The sequence below is a fragment of the Nostoc spongiaeforme FACHB-130 genome (genome assembly GCF_014698475.1).
In the GTDB taxonomy this organism is placed as follows: domain Bacteria; phylum Cyanobacteriota; class Cyanobacteriia; order Cyanobacteriales; family Nostocaceae; genus Nostoc_B; species Nostoc_B spongiaeforme.
This window is the reverse complement of record NZ_JACJTB010000006.1, coordinates 113,441-127,089: the sequence shown is the minus strand read 5'-3', so window position 1 is coordinate 127,089 and position 13,649 is coordinate 113,441. Positions and strand designations below refer to the sequence as shown.

The following is a 13,649-nucleotide window of genomic DNA, read 5'->3' as shown; positions in this document are numbered from 1 at the left end:
AGTGCTACCTTTGTCGTGAACCAGGCACTGGAAGCGAGTTGGCAGATATTTAAGTGCGCGGTTGAGCTTCACCCTAAAACTTCACAACTTCCTCCAGCCGCCTCAATTTTGCTACGAGCTTGACCTGTGAAAGCTGCCGCTTTGACGTTGAGGGCAACGTTCAATTCCCCATTACCCAAAATTTTCAATGGCCCTTTGGCAGAGGTTAAAATTCCAGCTGCTTTTAAGGATTCCAATGTTACTTCTGTGTTGGCAGGAAGAGAGGCTAACTTCTCTACATTTATCGTAGTGTAAATCTTGCGATTCACAACTGGAAAGCCTTTCAGCTTGGGTATACGGCGGTATAACGGCTGTTGACCACCTTCAAACCCTGGTCTGGTACTACTACCAGAGCGAGATTTTTGACCCCGCATACCTAGACCAGCACTAGCACCTTGACCAGCAGAAATGCCTCTACCTACACGGCGACGGCGTTTTTTGGAGCCTTTTTGGGGCTTAACATCGTTGAGTCTCATGATGTTATTTGTATTGTGTACAAGAACTCGTCATTGAAGCTCTACTAAATGTAGAGTTTGTCAATAGCAATACCACGGTCTTCGGCAACTTCTGCCAAAGTACGTAGGGTAGATAAAGCATTGACTGCGGCTCTAGCATTATTAAGTGGGTTGTTAGAACCAAGTTGTTTAGCAAGAACGTTGCGAACTCCAGCTAATTCCAGTACAGTCCGCACGGCACCACCAGCAATTACACCAGTACCAGGTGCGGCTGGACGCATGATCACTTTTGCGCCGCCACCAACGCCATCAATCGGATGAGGAATGGAATTAGATTTGGTAATTGGAATGTCAATTAGGTGTTTTTTGCCATCGGCTACGCCTTTTTTCACAGCACCGATAACATCTGAGGCTTTCCCTACTCCCACGCCCACTTGACCGCGTTCGTTACCAACAACGACAATGGCGCGGAAGCTGAGTTTTTTACCACCCTTAACTACCTTGCTCACACGTCTGATTTGGATTACACGCTCTTGCCAGTTGGTTTCTTCTTTTTTCGCGCGGTTAGCTTTACGACGACCTGTTGCCATAATTCATGCTCTCTAAATGTCATTTGTCAATTGTCATTTGTCAATTGTCATTTGTCCTTTGTCATTTACCTAATGACCAATGACAAATGAATGCCAGTTGCTACAAGTCGGCGAAGCCGACGACAGTCGCTTTAAGTCGGTAAACCCGCCCACTGCGCTGTCTCCCCAACGCACTGGCTCCTAATGACTAATGACTTTAAAAATCTAAACCAGCTTCGCGTGCAGCATCCGCTAGTGTTTTGATGCGGCCGTGGTATATGTTACCACCACGATCAAAAACTACTTTTGTAATGCCCTTTTCTAACGCGCGGGCTGCAATTAACTTACCAACTTGTGCTGAGGCTTCGCAGTTAGCGCCAGAAGCTAAATTTACTTTTAACTCTGCATCTAAAGTTGATGCTGCCACTAAAGTGTGATGCTGAGTATCATCAATTACTTGGGCGTAAATATGTTGGTTAGAACGAAATACGGCTAGGCGTGGACGTTCTGGAGAGCCGCTAACCCTGCCACGGACGCGGCGGTGGCGGCGATGTTTGGATTCTCTACGAGTAAGTTTCATGCTTATTTCTTACCTTTACCTCCGGTCTTGCCAGCTTTGCGTCTGACTACTTCACCCGCATAGCGAATACCTTTACCTTTATAAGGTTCTGGTGGTCGGACGGACCGAATCTTAGCAGCTGTATTACCGACTACTTCTTTGTCATAACCACTAACAATGACGTTAGTGTTATTTTCTACCGCAAACTGAATTCCATCTGGTGGCTCAATATGTACTTGATGACTGAAACCCATATTTAACACTAGGTTACGTCCTTGTACTTGGGCGCGATAACCAACCCCTTGAATTTCCAAACGACGTTGAAAACCTTGGGAAACTCCCTCTACCATGTTGGCTACCAATGTCCGGCTTAAACCGTGCATTTGGCGAGAAGTACGGGAATCATCTTTGCGAACTACTTGTAAGGTTTCGCCTTCTTGGTTCACTGTTACTTGAACAGGTAGATCCCGTGAAAGCTCACCTTTGGGGCCTTTTACAACAACCTTGGTGCCATCAATGGTGACTTGCACTTTGGTGGGAATAGTAATTGGTCTTTTACCAATACGAGACATGATCTTTTGTCCTTTGTTATTTGTCCTTTGTTATTTGTCCTTTACTAATGACAAATGACTAATGACTACCAGACGTAGCAAAGTACTTCACCACCCAAATTCTGACGGCGAGCCTCACGGTCAGTCATAATGCCACTAGATGTAGAAATAATGGCAATACCGATACCGCCTAATACTCTGGGTAGTTCTTTTCGGTTGGAATAAACACGTAAACCAGGTTTACTGATCCGTTTGAGGGCAGTAATCAAAGGCTGACGATTTTTCCCTTTGTATTTTAGGGCAATCACCAAGTGCCGTTTTACGCCTTCTCCGGTTTCCGAATATTCTGAAATAAATCCTTCTTCCTGTAGTACTTTGGCAATACTACGGGTCATTTTAGTGGCTGGCACTTGTGTTGTTTGATGCCTTGCCATGTTGGCATTGCGGATGCGCGTCAGCATATCTGCAATTGTGTCGTTAGCCGCCATCGTTCCCTCTTTAGATGAACTTATTGATCGCGAAAGGGCATTCCCAATTCTTTGAGTAAAGCGCGGCCCTCTTCGTCAGTTTTTGCTGTAGTAATAATCGAAATATCCAGACCACGAACTTGATCAATGCTATCGTATTCGACTTCTGGAAAGATTAGCTGTTCTCTTACGCCGAGAGTGTAGTTACCACGGCCGTCAAAGCTTTTTGGGCTAATACCACGAAAGTCACGAATTCTTGGTAGTGTCAAGCTGATCAAGCGGTCGAGGAAAGCATACATTCTCTCGCCTCTGAGTGTGACCATAATCCCGACGGGCATACCTTGGCGAATTTTAAAGCCTGCGATCGCTTTTTTCGCTCTTGTCACTACAGGTTTTTGACCTGTAATTAACGCAATTTCGTTGATAGAAGCTTCCAAAGCCTTAGCATTTTGTGCAGCTTCGCCCAAACCTCGGTTAACAGTCACCTTGACCAACTTCGGTACTTGATGAATGTTGGTGTATTGAAACTGATTTGTGAGATTCGGGACGATTGTCTCTTGATATAAAGTTTTGAGTCTTGTTATCGCCATAGTTTTTGTCCTGATATCCCTGGGCTTGGTCAGGGAAGATTATGAAGGATGAAGATAAGATAAGTAATATTTATGCTTCAGGCTTTATCTTCATTCTTAATCAAGAATCTCGCCAGTTTTTTTGAGTTTTCTCACCTTCTTGCCTTCGGGGGTAAAGGTGTAGCAAACGCGACTAGCGACATTTTGTTTGGTGGAATAGAGCATCACGTTGGAACTGTGGATTGGGTACTCTTGAGTGACAATCCGTCCAGATTCCCCTTCTTGTTGGGGCTTAACGTGCTTTGTCTTAATGTTGACACCTTTAACAATGACTTTGCTCAGTTGGGGTAATGCTTTAATCACTTCGCCAACTTTGCCTTTGTCTTTGCCTGCAATTACTTGTACGGTGTCACCAGTTTTGACGTGCATTTTATAGAAGACTTTTTCCTTTTGGCTAGGCATTACAGCACCTCCGGAGCCAGAGAAACAATTTTAGTAAAGTTCTTGTCGCGGAGTTCCCGTGCTACTGGGCCAAATACCCGTGTACCTCTAGGATTACCTTCTTTATTGATGATCACGGCGGCGTTATCATCAAAGCGAATAGTCATACCGCTATCACGACGGATGTTATGGCGAGTGCGAACAATCACAGCTTCCACAACATCTGATTTTTTCACAGCCATGTTGGGAATCGCATCTTTGACAACAGCGATAATCCGATCGCCGATAAAACCGTAACGGCTATTACCAGCACCTAACACCCGGATACACATTAGTTTCCGTGCGCCACTGTTATCTGCCACATTTAAGTAAGTTTGGGGTTGAATCACAATTGGTCTCCCTTGTGCAGTTGTTAGTGAAGTAACAACTTATGAGTTTTTAGTGTTGAGGATTTCTGTGACTTGCCAGCGTTTGGTTTTGCTCAGGGGTCTGGTTTCTTGAATCCGCACGCGATCGCCCACTTTGCATTTGTTTTCTTCATCGTGAGCTTTATAACGGCGGGTTTTCACTACAATCTTGCCGTATTTGGGATGGGGAGCGCGGTTTTCGATGGCAACTACCACCGTTTTCTGCATTTTGTCGCTCACTACCAAGCCAACTCGTTCTTTGATTGCCATAATCTATTAATTCTCTTCTTTAGGCGTTTGACTTGCTGCTGCCCGTTTGCGTTCTCCCTCTACTGTCAACAGTTGGGCGAGGCGATGGCGAGCATGGCGGAATTGGTGAGGTTTTTCTAGTTGTCTGGTTGCTTTTTGCAAACGCAACTGAAACAGTTGCTTTTTAGTGGCGGCAATTTCCGCGGCTAATTGTTCGTCACTTAATTCTCTAGCTTCTGAAATCTTGGGAAGCGGCATGACCTACTCCTGCTCCTCTTCTATTTGAGAGCGCACAATAAACTTGGTTTTAATTGGCAGTTTGTATGCAGCTAGGCGCATAGCTTCACGGGCGACTTCTTCAGAAACACCAGCGATTTCAAACATAATCCGCCCTGGCTTAACTACTGCCACCCAAAATTCTGGATTACCTTTACCAGAACCCATCCGTGTTTCTGCTGGACGCATGGTAACAGGTTTATCTGGGAAAATCCGAATCCAGATTTTACCACCCCGGCGGATATAACGTGTCATCGCCCGACGGGAAGCTTCGATTTGTCGAGAGGTGATCCAAGCTGGTTCTTGGGCTTGGAGGGCAAAATCTCCAAAGTTGAGGGTGCTACCCCGGTGGGCTAGACCCGCCATTCGCCCGCGCTGTTGTTTGCGGAATTTAGTTCTTCTAGGACTTAACATGATTTTTCATCTGTCGTTTGTGAGCCAGTGCGGTCTTGAGGGTTTCCCCCGTGAACAACTGGTGTTAGCGTCAGCGTTAGCGACGTTAGGAGCGTCACCCGAAGGGTCATTTGTCATTTGTCATTACTAAGGACTAATGACAAATGACGATTTAACCTTCATTGGAACGGTCTTCAAACTGTTGACGACGGCGCTGTTGTTGACGGCGACGCGGTTCACGTTCGCGGGTGGCGGGTTGGGGTTGAGTTTCTTCCTGTCCAGGAATAATTTCTCCTTTAAACACCCACACTTTGATGCCCAAAATACCGTAAACGGTTTTGGCTGTGCAGTAAGCGTAGTCAATATCAGCCCGTAAGGTGTGTAGAGGTACTCTACCTTCGCGCGTCCACTCTGTCCGCGCAATTTCCGCACCGTTGAGCCGACCACTGACTTGAATTTTAATTCCTTGAATACCAGCACGTTGCGCCCGTTGAATTGCTTGGCGGACTACGCGACGGAAGGAAACCCGACGTTCTAATTGTTGGGCAATGTATTCCGAAATCAAGTAAGCATCAGCATCAACTCGTTGGACTTCGACGACGTTGATCCGAATCTGGCGAGTACCACCTAATAAATCTTGCAGTCCGGTACGTAAGGATTCGATACCTTGTCCACCACGACCTACAACTACACCAGGGCGGGCTGTGCGTACTTCTAAATCAATTTGGTCTGCTTTGCGCTCAATTCTAACTTCGGAAATACCAGCGTTGTTTTGAGCGAGTCTACCCAGTTTTTGTTCGATGTAATTACGTAGTTTGTAATCTTCTTGTAAAAGTTCTGGATAGCGTTCAGGATCTGCGTACCACCGGGATTGGTGTTCTTGGGTAATTCCGAGGCGAAAGCCAACTGGATGAATTTTTTGTCCCACAAATGCTTCCTCTAAAGTTCTGGTAATTATTCCACAGTCTCACCAGCAGCTACAGCTACTGTGATGTGACATGTAGGTTTGCGAATTTGGTAAGCTCGACCTTGCGCTCTAGGTTGGAAACGTTTTAGGACTGGGCCTTGATCGGCATAAGCTTGAGTAATTACCAGTTGGGCGCGGTCTAGACCTGCATTGTGTTCAGCATTGGCGGCTGCGCTTCTAATTAGTTTTAGTACTGGTTCACAAGCCCGATAAGGCATAAATTCCAGAATAATTAACGCTTCTCTGTAAGACCGCCCCCGAATTTGATCGAGTACGCGACGCACTTTAAAGGGAGACATGCGTATATAACGGGCGATCGCTTTTACTTCTGTAGTATTAGTTGCCATGTTTTTCTCCTTGTCGTTTGTCATTCGTCATCTGTCATTTGTCATTTGTCAGTTGCAAAGGACTAATGACAATAGACAAAGAACAAACTATCTACCCGCTTTTTTGTCACTTTTGCCATGACCCCTGTAGGTGCGTGTTGGGGCGAATTCTCCCAACTTATGGCCTACCATCTGATCGCTGATAAACACGGGGACGTGTTGTCTACCATTGTGAACAGCGATCGTATGCCCTACCATCTGGGGCAGAATTGTTGAGGCTCTTGACCAAGTTTTAATGACTTGCTTTTCGTTTCTCTCATTCAGCTTTTCAATTTTGCTGAGTAAGTGATCGGCAACGAAAGGCCCTTTTTTTAGTGAACGACCCATAGTTAAATTTTGGTTTTAGGATTTGGGCTTTTGGATTTATTTAGTTGGACTTTAGATAATTTCTCAATCTAAAATCCAAAATTTCAAATCTAAAATTTTAAGACTGACGACCACCACGACCGCGCTTAGAAGATTTACGACGACGGCGTACAATCAATCTACTGCTAGGTTTCTTAGGTTTGCGTGTCTTGGCTCCCAATGTTGGTTTACCCCAAGGTGTGACTGGGCCAGAACGACCAATGGGCGCTCTACCTTCACCACCACCATGTGGGTGATCCACTGGGTTCATGACGCTACCTCTAACTTTCGGGCGGCGACCTTTCCAGCGATTGCGCCCAGCTTTACCTGCACTCAGGTTTCTAAAGTCTGTGTTGCCTACTTGCCCGATGGTAGCGTAGCATTCACGCCGTACCATCCGCACTTCCCCAGAAGGCAACTTTAGGGTGACATAATTACCTTCTTTAGCCACTACTTGCGCTGTCGCACCAGCAGCACGAACAATTTGACCACCTTTACCCGCAGTTAGTTCTACGTTATGTACGTTTGTACCCAAAGGAATGTTTGCTAATGGTAAGGCGTTACCATCTTCAATAGGAGACTCAGGGCCAGCAATTAAAGTTTTACCTACAGTCAATCCATTGGGTTGGAGAATGTAGCGTTTTTCCCCATCCTGATATTGCAGCAAGGCAATACGAGCATTGCGGTTGGGATCGTACTCGATTGCTAACACTGTAGCGGGAATGTTACGCTTATCTCTTTTAAAATCAATGATTCGATAAAGTCTTTTATGGCCGCCACCCCGACGACGGCTGGTTATCCGCCCTTGATTATTGCGACCTTTGGCGCGATGGATGTACACCGTCAGAGACTTTTCTGGATCTTTTTTAGTAATTTCCGAAAAGTCCGAGATTGTAACTTGACGAGTACTGGGGGTATAAGGGCGATAAGAACGAGTACCCATTTTTTGTTAGACCTCTGGGAATAGAATCTGTCTAATCTTTTGTGCGTCCCCAGGTGAGACGGTGACAATAGCTTTCTTATATTGGGGCTTGTAGCCAATAAACTTGCCAACGCGACGTTTTTTCCGTGGCTGTGTAGCAGTATTGATTTTGACTACTTTGACTTGAAACAAGTCTTCGATCGCTGCTTTAATATCTGGCTTGGTAGCTTTCAGGACTACTTCAAAAGTGTATTGATTCTGTTCCATCAGAATCGTTGCTTTTTCGGTGACAATCGGGCGACGCACCAAGTCAGGCAGATCACGGGGCGCAACCTTAGCCATTGTAGACCTCCTGAATTTTTTCTAATGCTGGTGCTGTAACTACAAGCTTGTCAGCGTGCAGCAGATCATAAACATTCAACTGATCTGCGGCAATAATTTTTAAGTTCTCGACGTTACGTCCTGACAGATAAACGGTTTCGGCAATCTCAGACAAAATTAAGAGTGTCTTTTGTTCTGGGCTTGCTCCCCAACGCGCTAAAGCTGCAACTAAATCTTTAGTTTTCGGACGAGAAAGTTCGTTGCTAAATTCTTCGACCACAATCAAATCGTCAGCACGGCTGACGAAGGCTGTGCGTAATGCCAACCGCCTTTCTTTCCGATTCATTTTCAGGTTGTAATCTCTGGGTTTAGGCCCAAAAATCACACCACCACCACGCCATAAGGGTGAACGAATCGAACCAGCACGAGCGCGACCGGTACCTTTTTGCCGCCAAGGTTTGCGGCCGCCACCTCTAACTTCTGCACGAGTTTTTGTACTAGCGGTTCCTTGACGGGCATTGGTTGTTTGTCTAACCAAAGCGCGGTGTACAATATGGGCCGCTGTTTCTTCTTTGGCAACCCGCAAGTCGAACGTCTTTTGTCCGACTTCCTCTCCTTGCCAGTTTTTAACTACAGTCTCAACCATTTTTTTGTCCTTTGTCATTTGTCTTTTGTCATTAGTCCTTTGTCATTTGTCTTTAGCTCATAACCAATGACTAATGACCATTGACGATTGACTATTTACCAACTTTCTTTGCGGGTACAACACTCACTAAGGAACCTGGCTTTCCAGGAATTGCACCTTTAATGAGTAATAAGTTGCGTTCTGCGTCTACACGCACAACTGTCAATTTACTAATGGTGACGCGGGTACCGCCCAAGCGCCCTGCCATTCTTTTTCCTGGATACACACGACCGGGTGTTGTACCAGCACCAATAGAACCGGGCGCTCTGTGATTTTTAGAACCATGAGACATTGGCCCGCGACCAAAGTTATTCCGCTTTTGGTTGCCTGCAAAACCGCGACCGATACTTGTACCAATTACATCTACGATTTGACCAGCACTAAAAATATCTGCTTTGATTTCTTGTCCTAATGTATACTCGCCAGAATTATCTGTGCGAAATTCACTTAGGTGACGTAAAGCCGGCGCTGATGATTTGGCTAAGTGACCCAATACAGGTTTATTTAGAGCTTTTGGCTTGACTTCGCCATAACCAAGCTGAATAGCGGCGTAACCGTCAGTTTGTTTGCTTTTAACTTGTGTAACAGTGCATGGCCCCGCTTGAACAACAGTGACAGGAATTGCTACTCCTGCCTCGTCAAATATTTGGGTCATGCCCAGCTTGGTGCCGAGAATACCTACAGACACAGTAACTGGTTCTCCTTTTTACTTACTGAGCAGATTCATCGGGATGCTCGGTGATGCTCTGACTGAGGGAGGACGATCCTCAGTAATTTCCAGCAACTAGTGTTGCTTTCTCTTATCCAGAAAACAAAAACCGTTCCCTAAATTTTGGGTGAATCCGTTTACTTTAATTCAGTTGCTTACTAGAATAGCCATGAATTGCTTCCAAATAGAATCACAAATTCCTGGCTTTAAGGCAATGCTCTAAAGCTTTGCTTTTTGTGCAGCAATGCTCTCGTCCAAGCACTTGCTTAGGCACTTTTAGGAGGCTGCTTTTTTGTGGCCTCCTTGTTGTAGAAGGACTTAAGTAGTTAATTACCACTCAGTATCCCTATAACTAAGACTTTTGTATTACTACAGCACTAGTATTACGACTCAGTTTCTACTTTTAGGATTACCTTAAACTACTGTTCAAGGTTTTGCCTAGTTTATCCGGGTTACAGGAAAGAATCCAGATTATATCCGGTTTATGGCTTTGATTACTTCGCCATAATTATATTTTTGTGAACATCAAGGCTTTTTTAGTTTACCAGTCTCTTGGTAAATTGGCTTAACTTATAACTTGATTCTGTTTAATCAGAGGTTAAATGTTACGCTCATAAAACTTACCAAGAAAGGCTTTATTTGGCCGTTTGGTCACAATCTCACATTATAGATGAAGGGTGCGATGTTTGTCGAGTATTTTTATAAGAGTTGTGGCTCATGCTTTGGATAGCCCAGCCCATATCTATAATCATTAAGTGAATAAATAAGGTTTTGGAGGCGATTTACCTTGTCAGGTAAGACTTTTGGGAGTTTTTGACTAGTTGCTATCTGACAACACCTTAAATATTTTACTTAACAGTAAATAATAGAGATATGTAAGTGGGATAGGATAAACGAAAATCTATGGCACTGATTACCACTGGCAATGGTTTAATCCGAGATTTGGAAAAATTTGGCGCTCTCGGTACGTACGTCCCTTTAGAGGGAGGTTTTGAAGGTCGATATCGCCGCCGACTGCGTGCTGCTGGCTATGTGACTTTGAATATGACTGCTAGGGGATTAGGCGATGTAGCGGCTTATCTCACTGGAGTTCATGGTGTGAGACCGCCTCACTTGGGTAAGAAAAGTTCTGGTAGTGGTGCGGCTGTGGGTAATGTCTACTATTTACCCCCAATTGTTAACTATCAGCTAGAACAGTTACCACCCAAATCTAAGGGTTTGGTGCTGTGGATTATTGAAGGGCATATTCTATCTGACCAAGAAGTTGAGTTTTTAGCAGAATTGCCTAAACTGCAACCCAAAGTCAAAGTAGTGGTGGAAAGAGGCGGTAGTCGTGCTTTCAAATGGAAGCCTTTGACAGCTACCTTCGCGGTTAGTTCTCAGGCTGTGTAATTTTTGGGATTAAAACAAGGGCGATCGCATTTCTGATTGTACAGGTGCGATCGCTTTTTATCTGAGAGTGCGATCGCCTTTGTTTTTCATGAGCAAAATAACTCCGGCTCGACATGAAAAAACTGTCCTAAAACCTTAGCCTGTTCCTCTGTGATTTCTTGTTCTCCATTAAGTAACTTAGTCACTATCTCACTTGAACCCAGTACTTCCACTAAGTCAGATGGCTGTAAATTTCGAGCATCCATCAAATGCAAAAGTCTAGAACCAGGGGTTGAAGCATTAAGTTGATAGTGCTTTCCTTCAAAGTCTTCGATGAGTTTGACTAATAGTTCTAACAAGATATCTTCTTCTGGACTCAAGTCAGGACGAGCCAATAATTCTTCAACCACTGCCAAAAATTGCTCATTTTCTGACTCAGTTTTGATGATACGGGGTTGATAGTGTAACAATAACTCACCGTAAATTGTGGAATTAATAGTATGGGTCATGCTTCCAGTCGTCTTTGTCATAATTGGCATGAGTCAAAACGTACTTGACATAGATAACCTGCTTCTCGTAATTAATACTCGTAATTAAGCGATATTTGTTGCCTTTAATATTAAAAACTGTAAAGTTACTAACAGCTTCAGCTTTTGGGTAGACTGCTTGAACCTCAATCAGATTAGTCCAGCTTGCTTTGCTTGCAGTCCGAAACCAGTCATCAAGTGCTTCGCACGAATCAGCGTGTGTTTGGCAGAATTTCAGAAGCGGTTTACGGCTTATGACGTGCATCATAATATAATCATTTTATTTTTTAATATCCTCGGCGAGTAGTCACCGGGCTTTTACTTGATCAGACTACTCAACATCAAGTAAAAAACAAAATTGCAACTACACCGTAAACCTGCGGTGATCGCTTATTTTTTGGGAGAAGTTGCGATTATATTTATAAACATGCCATTGCGATTAACATACGCGCAATAATACCTTTGATAAATATTCAATAAATCTAAGGTCATAGCAACTATGATAACCCTATTGACCCTTTAAAAATAGTACGTACAATTATACGTAGTCAATAATTTCATGAAATCTCCTTGGCTGAAAACACATAATTTATGGTTTTAGGCAATTTTGGCAATATTTACTCAGATGAGCTAATTACTGCCACTGAGTTAAATCGTCAGCCTGGGCGAGTGCTAGACAAAGCCTTAGAACGTCCGGTGACAATTACTCGCAATGATCAGGCTTTTGCTTTGTTGCGTCGAGAGGAAGTAACTTCTTTGGTAAAAGCAGCTACTCAAAGTCAAGCTGTCTTTGAAACATTAACCGTTGCTTTTTCTTTATTACTAGGAAAAGAAATCGGCTTTGAACATCCTTATGGATGGTTGAGTGTGTTTGATGCGGATGATTTGCAAGAGTTTATCAAGGAGCTAAGTGAAGCTTTTCGGTTGATAGATTCTTCAACTACAGCATGGGAGATGATTGCGGCGCTCATCCATGAATGGTATGAAAGTGCTATTGCTATATCTAGTTCTGAACTAGCAACAGCTTTTAATGCTGAAACTGATGAAGTACCATTAACCCAACCATCTGCTCATAGTGCTGAGTAAAGGTGTATTTCAGATAACCAAGAAGAAAACCCCATAGTGGAAAATGTAGAGCCGCCTGAAGTGAAACTGACTGCTCCTGCATTATCTGAGAGAGAAAGCACTTGGTTGGTAGTAGCTAAAAATCGTCGAGTTAATCGAGACTGGGAAGCTTTAATGCAACGTTATCCAGAAAACTCTCTGCGCTGTTATGAGGATTTATGTTCTACGCCAACAACCAGACAGCCAGGACGTGTTTTTCCTTTGAAGGGTAAAACTTATAAAGGAGTATGGGAATATGAAGTAACAAAAGGAGACAGAGTATTTTACATTCCTGATGAGCAGCAATTGTTTAGGATGTCTACTTCCTGGCGAAATTACCGTTATTCTCTTTCCTGGACATGGGTTAGTGCTAACCGAAGCAATCCCGACGCAGCTGATTCCTGAAAAGTTGAGAATGCCCAATAGTGAATTTTATGTGTTATTCAAACATCCTGGGCGTGAAATGATCCGAATTTTGCAAATTGACGAATTTTGTCCAGAAATTGATGGAAGTCAGAATTGAGGCTCAAATTGTTTTAAGTTGAAGAGCTTGTTTAGATAGCAGCTGAAAGGTGATAGGGTGAGATGACAGTAATATTATCTACCTTTTATTAGTCCAGATCAGTTTTAGATTCATATTTGGGCGATCGCTAGTTGGTGTTATGGGTGTGATCGCATTTTTTATTGATGTTTATTAATCTATTTCATCAGGTTTAAACCTAAAAATAGAGCAGCAATAGTTCCTGACACTGAAATTTCACCTTGATAAATTTTATCTAATACTTCCGATACTGGAATTAAGATTACTTCAATTTCTTCTGTAATATCTAAATTTTGTTCCCCAACTTTCATGACATTCTCAGCTAAAAATAAATGTATGCGGTTGTTATCTTTACTGGGTTTATCATAAAAAACAGTGACTTTTTCAATTTGTTGAGCAAGATAACCAGTTTCTTCTTGTAATTCTCGAATAGCGGCGATTTCTGCACTTTCTTGGGTGGGGTCAAAATGTCCGGCTGGTAATTCGATAAAAAAATCTGCAACTGCGTGTCTGTATTGCCTAACGAAAACAATTTCTTGATTACTGGTAATTGGCAAAATAATGGCAATTTCTGGTTTAATACTGACGAAATAATCATCAATCACCTTGCCGTTAGGTAATTCGATTTTATCTTGCCTGACTCTGCACCAAGGATGGTTTAATACCATTTCTGATTGCAAGATTTTCCATTTCTTGAGATTGCTCATAGATGCTAATTAACAAATGTAAAAAAGTATAACAGATGCAGAAAATCAGCTAAAATCCCTTAAACTGTTTTCTGCCCTAGCCATCATAG

At 43.4% G+C, this 13,649-nt stretch carries 25 protein-coding genes; 3 read left to right on the top strand and 22 right to left on the bottom strand.

What is annotated here, in order from left to right; all coding sequences use genetic code 11:
* Positions 1 to 68 precede the first annotated feature (68 nt).
* From rplO to rplC, 18 genes are all read right to left on the bottom strand, one after another.
* The gene (rplO, locus tag H6G74_RS08015; protein ID WP_190967161.1) at positions 69 to 515 is read right to left on the bottom strand and encodes a 50S ribosomal protein L15; all 447 of its coding nucleotides are present in this window, start codon (positions 513 to 515) and stop codon (positions 69 to 71) included.
* 44 nt (positions 516 to 559) lie between these two features.
* A complete protein-coding gene (rpsE, locus tag H6G74_RS08010; protein WP_062291712.1) occupies positions 560 to 1,084 on the bottom strand; it encodes a 30S ribosomal protein S5 in 525 nt (174 codons plus the stop codon).
* Between the two features lie 196 nt (positions 1,085 to 1,280).
* A complete protein-coding gene (rplR, locus tag H6G74_RS08005) occupies positions 1,281 to 1,643 on the bottom strand; it encodes a 50S ribosomal protein L18 (RefSeq protein WP_190967160.1) in 363 nt (120 codons plus the stop codon).
* 2 nt (positions 1,644 to 1,645) lie between these two features.
* A complete protein-coding gene (gene rplF, locus H6G74_RS08000; protein WP_190967159.1) occupies positions 1,646 to 2,194 on the bottom strand; it encodes a 50S ribosomal protein L6 in 549 nt (182 codons plus the stop codon).
* A 65-nt stretch (positions 2,195 to 2,259) separates the two neighbouring features.
* Positions 2,260 to 2,661 carry a 30S ribosomal protein S8 gene (gene rpsH, locus H6G74_RS07995; RefSeq protein ID WP_190967158.1) on the bottom strand — a complete coding sequence of 134 codons (402 nt, stop codon included), beginning with the start codon at positions 2,659 to 2,661 and terminating at the stop codon, positions 2,260 to 2,262.
* 20 nt (positions 2,662 to 2,681) lie between these two features.
* Positions 2,682 to 3,230 carry a 50S ribosomal protein L5 gene (gene rplE / locus H6G74_RS07990; protein ID WP_190967157.1) on the bottom strand — a complete coding sequence of 183 codons (549 nt, stop codon included), beginning with the start codon at positions 3,228 to 3,230 and terminating at the stop codon, positions 2,682 to 2,684.
* A 96-nt stretch (positions 3,231 to 3,326) separates the two neighbouring features.
* The gene (rplX, locus tag H6G74_RS07985) at positions 3,327 to 3,671 is read right to left on the bottom strand and encodes a 50S ribosomal protein L24 (RefSeq protein WP_190967156.1); all 345 of its coding nucleotides are present in this window, start codon (positions 3,669 to 3,671) and stop codon (positions 3,327 to 3,329) included.
* On the bottom strand, positions 3,671 to 4,039 hold the full coding sequence (gene rplN, locus H6G74_RS07980) for a 50S ribosomal protein L14 (RefSeq protein ID WP_062291728.1): 369 nt from the start codon (positions 4,037 to 4,039) through the stop codon (positions 3,671 to 3,673). The genes rplX and rplN overlap by 1 nt, the downstream gene beginning before the upstream one ends.
* Positions 4,040 to 4,078: 39 nt before the next feature.
* Positions 4,079 to 4,327 (bottom strand): 30S ribosomal protein S17, encoded by a 249-nt coding sequence (gene rpsQ / locus H6G74_RS07975; protein WP_015113422.1) that lies wholly within the window; start codon positions 4,325 to 4,327, stop codon positions 4,079 to 4,081.
* A gap of 6 nt (positions 4,328 to 4,333) precedes the next feature.
* Positions 4,334 to 4,564: a 50S ribosomal protein L29 gene (rpmC, locus tag H6G74_RS07970; RefSeq protein ID WP_190967155.1), complete on the bottom strand. Its 231-nt coding sequence runs from the start codon at positions 4,562 to 4,564 to the stop codon at positions 4,334 to 4,336.
* A gap of 3 nt (positions 4,565 to 4,567) precedes the next feature.
* On the bottom strand, positions 4,568 to 4,996 hold the full coding sequence (gene rplP, locus H6G74_RS07965; protein WP_190967154.1) for a 50S ribosomal protein L16: 429 nt from the start codon (positions 4,994 to 4,996) through the stop codon (positions 4,568 to 4,570).
* A 151-nt stretch (positions 4,997 to 5,147) separates the two neighbouring features.
* The gene (gene rpsC / locus H6G74_RS07960; protein ID WP_190588738.1) at positions 5,148 to 5,903 is read right to left on the bottom strand and encodes a 30S ribosomal protein S3; all 756 of its coding nucleotides are present in this window, start codon (positions 5,901 to 5,903) and stop codon (positions 5,148 to 5,150) included.
* A gap of 26 nt (positions 5,904 to 5,929) precedes the next feature.
* Complete coding sequence (rplV, locus tag H6G74_RS07955) at positions 5,930 to 6,289, bottom strand: 50S ribosomal protein L22 (RefSeq protein ID WP_190588918.1); 360 nt, start codon at positions 6,287 to 6,289, stop codon at positions 5,930 to 5,932.
* Between the two features lie 87 nt (positions 6,290 to 6,376).
* Entirely contained in the window at positions 6,377 to 6,655 is a 279-nt protein-coding gene (gene rpsS / locus H6G74_RS07950; protein WP_190588737.1) for a 30S ribosomal protein S19, read from the bottom strand.
* A 97-nt stretch (positions 6,656 to 6,752) separates the two neighbouring features.
* The gene (gene rplB, locus H6G74_RS07945) at positions 6,753 to 7,616 is read right to left on the bottom strand and encodes a 50S ribosomal protein L2 (protein ID WP_190967153.1); all 864 of its coding nucleotides are present in this window, start codon (positions 7,614 to 7,616) and stop codon (positions 6,753 to 6,755) included.
* 6 nt (positions 7,617 to 7,622) lie between these two features.
* Positions 7,623 to 7,937: a 50S ribosomal protein L23 gene (locus H6G74_RS07940; RefSeq protein WP_190967152.1), complete on the bottom strand. Its 315-nt coding sequence runs from the start codon at positions 7,935 to 7,937 to the stop codon at positions 7,623 to 7,625.
* Complete coding sequence (gene rplD / locus H6G74_RS07935; protein ID WP_190967208.1) at positions 7,930 to 8,562, bottom strand: 50S ribosomal protein L4; 633 nt, start codon at positions 8,560 to 8,562, stop codon at positions 7,930 to 7,932. The genes H6G74_RS07940 and rplD overlap by 8 nt, the downstream gene beginning before the upstream one ends.
* Before the next feature lie 91 nt (positions 8,563 to 8,653).
* Entirely contained in the window at positions 8,654 to 9,289 is a 636-nt protein-coding gene (gene rplC / locus H6G74_RS07930) for a 50S ribosomal protein L3 (protein WP_190967151.1), read from the bottom strand.
* Between the two features lie 924 nt (positions 9,290 to 10,213).
* Here rplC and ndhN point away from each other — a divergent pair.
* Positions 10,214 to 10,702 carry an NAD(P)H-quinone oxidoreductase subunit N gene (gene ndhN / locus H6G74_RS07925; protein WP_190967150.1) on the top strand — a complete coding sequence of 163 codons (489 nt, stop codon included), beginning with the start codon at positions 10,214 to 10,216 and terminating at the stop codon, positions 10,700 to 10,702.
* Here ndhN and H6G74_RS31480 read toward each other — a convergent pair.
* From H6G74_RS31480 to H6G74_RS07915, 3 genes are read right to left on the bottom strand one after another with little or no spacing between them, the layout of a single operon-like run.
* The gene (locus tag H6G74_RS31480; protein ID WP_277927134.1) at positions 10,683 to 10,817 is read right to left on the bottom strand and encodes a hypothetical protein; all 135 of its coding nucleotides are present in this window, start codon (positions 10,815 to 10,817) and stop codon (positions 10,683 to 10,685) included. The two genes, ndhN and H6G74_RS31480, sit on opposite strands and share 20 nt — an antisense overlap.
* Entirely contained in the window at positions 10,789 to 11,190 is a 402-nt protein-coding gene (locus tag H6G74_RS07920) for a helix-turn-helix domain-containing protein (protein WP_190967149.1), read from the bottom strand. The genes H6G74_RS31480 and H6G74_RS07920 overlap by 29 nt, the downstream gene beginning before the upstream one ends.
* The gene (locus tag H6G74_RS07915) at positions 11,174 to 11,473 is read right to left on the bottom strand and encodes a type II toxin-antitoxin system HigB family toxin (RefSeq protein WP_190967207.1); all 300 of its coding nucleotides are present in this window, start codon (positions 11,471 to 11,473) and stop codon (positions 11,174 to 11,176) included. The genes H6G74_RS07920 and H6G74_RS07915 overlap by 17 nt, the downstream gene beginning before the upstream one ends.
* Positions 11,474 to 11,799: 326 nt before the next feature.
* On the opposite strand from H6G74_RS07915, the gene H6G74_RS07910 reads away from it, so the two are divergent.
* On the top strand, positions 11,800 to 12,294 hold the full coding sequence (locus H6G74_RS07910) for a hypothetical protein (RefSeq protein WP_190967148.1): 495 nt from the start codon (positions 11,800 to 11,802) through the stop codon (positions 12,292 to 12,294).
* Positions 12,295 to 12,330: 36 nt separating this feature from the next.
* Positions 12,331 to 12,717, top strand: a complete 387-nt coding sequence (locus tag H6G74_RS07905; RefSeq protein ID WP_313888466.1) for a hypothetical protein — start codon at positions 12,331 to 12,333, stop codon at positions 12,715 to 12,717.
* Between the two features lie 294 nt (positions 12,718 to 13,011).
* On the opposite strand, the gene H6G74_RS07900 is transcribed toward H6G74_RS07905, so the two are convergent.
* Entirely contained in the window at positions 13,012 to 13,560 is a 549-nt protein-coding gene (locus H6G74_RS07900) for an NUDIX hydrolase (protein ID WP_190967147.1), read from the bottom strand.
* Positions 13,561 to 13,649 lie beyond the last annotated feature (89 nt).